The organism is Caballeronia sp. M23-90, from assembly GCF_053574605.1.
This window is the reverse complement of record NZ_JBSIPA010000603.1, coordinates 1-3,244: the sequence shown is the minus strand read 5'-3', so window position 1 is coordinate 3,244 and position 3,244 is coordinate 1. Positions and strand designations below refer to the sequence as shown.

The 3,244-nt window shown below is 60.9% G+C and carries 4 protein-coding genes and 1 pseudogene; 3 read left to right on the top strand and 2 right to left on the bottom strand.

From position 1 onward, the window contains the following. The coding region (locus ACRXB1_RS33320; RefSeq protein WP_449494453.1) for an ATP-binding cassette domain-containing protein at positions 1–286 on the bottom strand (286 nt) is incomplete at its 3' end. Then, positions 279–1,532 carry a lipoprotein-releasing ABC transporter permease subunit gene (locus ACRXB1_RS33315; protein ID WP_449494452.1) on the bottom strand — a complete coding sequence of 418 codons (1,254 nt, stop codon included), beginning with the start codon at positions 1,530–1,532 and terminating at the stop codon, positions 279–281. The genes ACRXB1_RS33315 and ACRXB1_RS33320, both read right to left, overlap by 8 nt. 391 nt (positions 1,533–1,923) lie before the next feature. Here ACRXB1_RS33315 and ACRXB1_RS33310 point away from each other — a divergent pair, with 391 nt between their 5' ends. The 3 genes and pseudogenes from ACRXB1_RS33310 to ACRXB1_RS33300 form a co-directional block, all read left to right on the top strand. Then, the gene (locus ACRXB1_RS33310; RefSeq protein WP_449494451.1) at positions 1,924–2,211 is read left to right on the top strand and encodes a type II toxin-antitoxin system RelE/ParE family toxin; all 288 of its coding nucleotides are present in this window, start codon (positions 1,924–1,926) and stop codon (positions 2,209–2,211) included. Positions 2,212–2,226: 15 nt separating this feature from the next. Next, complete coding sequence (locus tag ACRXB1_RS33305; RefSeq protein WP_061999063.1) at positions 2,227–2,529, top strand: HigA family addiction module antitoxin; 303 nt, start codon at positions 2,227–2,229, stop codon at positions 2,527–2,529. 44 nt (positions 2,530–2,573) lie between these two features. Then, positions 2,574–3,244 (top strand): annotated as a pseudogene (locus ACRXB1_RS33300) (hypothetical protein); the annotation flags it as partial.

The following is a 3,244-nucleotide window of genomic DNA, read 5'->3' as shown; positions in this document are numbered from 1 at the left end:
CGAATCCAAGCGCCTTGTTGCGCAACTCGTTGCGCTCGCGTTCGCGCAACGCGGTGAACGGCTTGCCCAAAAGCGAAACCTTGCCGGCGCTGGGTTCGTCGAGCCCGCCGAGCACGTGCAACAACGTGCTTTTGCCGGAACCCGACGCGCCGACGATCGCGAGCTTTTCGCCGCGATGCACCTGCAATTCAGCATTGTCCAGCACTTGCACGTTGAAGCCGCCCTGCACGAACGTCTTCGAAATGGCCGATGCTTCCAGCACGATGTTGTTCGACACCTCACTCATACCGCAATGCCTCCGCCGGACGGACCTTCGCGCCGCGCCAGCTCGGATAGAGCGTGGCGAGCGATGACAAGACAAACGCGATCAGCCCGATCCGGATCACGTCGGCGGGGACGAGTTCGGACGGCAGTTCGCTGATGAAATACACCGACGGCGGCAGGAACTGCACGCCGAACAGATGTTCGATACCCGGCACGAGCCACGGGATGCTCCAGGCGATCAGGCAACCGAGCGTCACGCCGATTGCCGTGCCGATAAACCCGATCGTCACGCCCTGAATCACGAAGATCTTCATGATCGACCCGGGCTGCGCGCCAAGCGTGCGAAGAATCGCGATGTCCGCTTGCTTATCGGTCACGGTCATCACCAGCGACGAAACCAGGTTGAACGCCGCGACCGCAATGATGAGCGTCAGGATGATGAACATCATGCGTTTTTCGATTTGCACGGCCGAGAACCACGTCTTGTTCTGCTGCGTCCAGTCGCGAATGTAAAGGTCGCCGGAGAGCGTGCGCGAAAGCTGCCGCGCGACTTCCGGCGCGCGTTGCATGTCCTTCAGCTTCAGCCGCAAGCCCGTGGGCGCCGGCAGGCGAAAGAGCGCCTGGGCATCGGAGATGGAAATCAGTGCGAGCGTGGAATCGTATTCATAGTGCCCGGATTCGAATACGCCGACGACCGTAAATTGCTTGAGCCGCGGCAGCATGCCCGCTGGCGTGATCGTGCCTTCAGGGGCCACCAGCGTGATCTTGTCACCCGTTCCTACGCCGAGATTGCTCGCCAGGTCGCGTCCGAGCACGATGCCGAACGCGCCCGGCACGAGATCCGTGAGCTTGCCGCCCTTCATTTCCTTGCCGATATCGGACACTTGCGGTTCGAGCGTCGGCTCGACGCCGCGCAACGCCACGCCGCTGACAGCACCTTGCCGCGTGAGCAGCGCCTGCGCGTCGACATAAGGCGCCGCGCCGATCACTTCCGGATTCTTGCGCGCTTCCTGAGCGGTCAGTTGCCAGTTGGGCATGGACCCCGTCGGCGAAAAGATTTCGACGTGCGCGAGCACCGACAACATGCGATCGCGAACCTCTTTCTGAAAGCCGTTCATTACCGAAAGCACCACGATCAGCGCGGCCACGCCGAGCGCGATGCCGGCCATGGATACCAGCGCAATGAACGAGATGAAACCGTTGCCGGTGGTGCGTTTGCCGGCGCGGGTGTAGCGCCAGCCGATCTGCCATTCATAGGGAAGTTTCAAGCGATTCCTTTCAGCGTCTAACGTTCTTCGATCTGACCATCGCGCATTCGGTGCACGGATGGACGTTCCGTGCGACTTGCGCCGTTTTTATCACCCGATCCGTCGATCAGGCGCGAACTGGACGCGCCGTTGCGCATCCGATCAAGCGCGAAGTTTGCCACACAATGCTTAAGCCCCCCTTTAGAGCGAGGGACGCAATGCGGCGGAAAACGCACGCGAAACGCGTGCAAAACCCTTGACACAGGCCATTCGGCCGATTTCGGGAAGCGAGACGTCAGTCCATACTCGATTAGCTCGCCGGCCGCATGAATCCCTTCCAAAGAGACCTGGCAATGCCCGCCGCGACAGCCCTTCAATTTAACCCTTTACGTATTACGCAAAACGTAATACGATGACCATAATGATTCAAACGTTCCGATGCAAGGACACCCAGGCACTTTACGAAGGTGAAACGCCGAAGCGGTTCGCAGCAATTGCAGAAGTCGCGACCAGAAGGCTATCGGCGCTGGATGCTTCGCACGAGTTGCGCGACCTGAAATCACCACCCGGCAACCGTCTCGAACGCCTGTCGGGCGACCGGCGGGGCCAGCTCAGCATCCGGATCAACAGCCAGTGGCGCGTTTGTTTCAAATGGACGACGAAGGGTCCTGTCGACGTCGAAATCATTGACTATCACTAACCAGGTTTATTCAACATGTCGAAGAACGGAATGCGCGCAGTTCATCCGGGAGAAATTCTCCGGGAAGATTATCTGGTTCCGCTGGAGTTGAGCGTGAACGCGCTGGCGCTGGCGCTCAACGTGCCGGCCACGCGGTTGCACGAGATCGTGAAGGAACGGCGCGGCATCACGGCGGATACGGCTTATCGCCTCGCGCGCTACTTCGACACCACGCCTGAATTCTGGTTGAATCTGCAGGCCATGTACGACCTCAAGACACTGCCCACACGCAGTGAAATCGATCGAAAAGTCGAACCGCGCGAGCCTACCCGCGCTTAAAACGCGCAATCAGCCAGCAGAAGCGCCGGGCCCTTTGCCATACAATGCCCAGCATCATGCCCACGCCCAAGCTCCACGATCTCCATCTTCTTCTTCCGTTCGCGCTGCCGTCCGCCGCCGACGCGGCAACTGCGCTTCACACCCTCGCGCGTCCAGCGCTTGATCGGCTGCTTGCCCGCACAACGGTCGAGGAACGCGTGATCGGCGAGGATTTTCAGCGCACCTTGCCGCACGAGCGCTGGATTGCGCGGCAATTCGGCGTGGTGAATGACTCATCGAATACGTCATCAAGGCAGGCCGCCGACGAAGCACCGCTCGCGCCCTACATGCTGCTCGCCGATGGCGGTTCTCCGGGCGATGCCACATGGGCGTGCATCGAGCCGGTTCACGTTCGTATTGCGCGTGACCACCTGGTCCTGATCGATCCGGCGACGCTCGGCGTGGAGAACGAGGAAGCACGAACGCTGTTCGATGTCGTCAAGCCACTGATAGAAGACCTTGGCCTGACGATCCAGGCGCCGCGACCGGTGCGCTGGTACGTCACGGGCGTATGCCTCGGCACGCTAGCCGGGGACGCTCGGCGTGGAGAACGAGGAAGCACGAACGCTGTTCGATGTCGTCAAGCCACTGATAGAAGACCTTGGCCTGACGATCCAGGCGCCGCGACCGGCGCGCCGGTACGTCACGCGCGAAAGCCTCGGCACGCTAGCCGGGG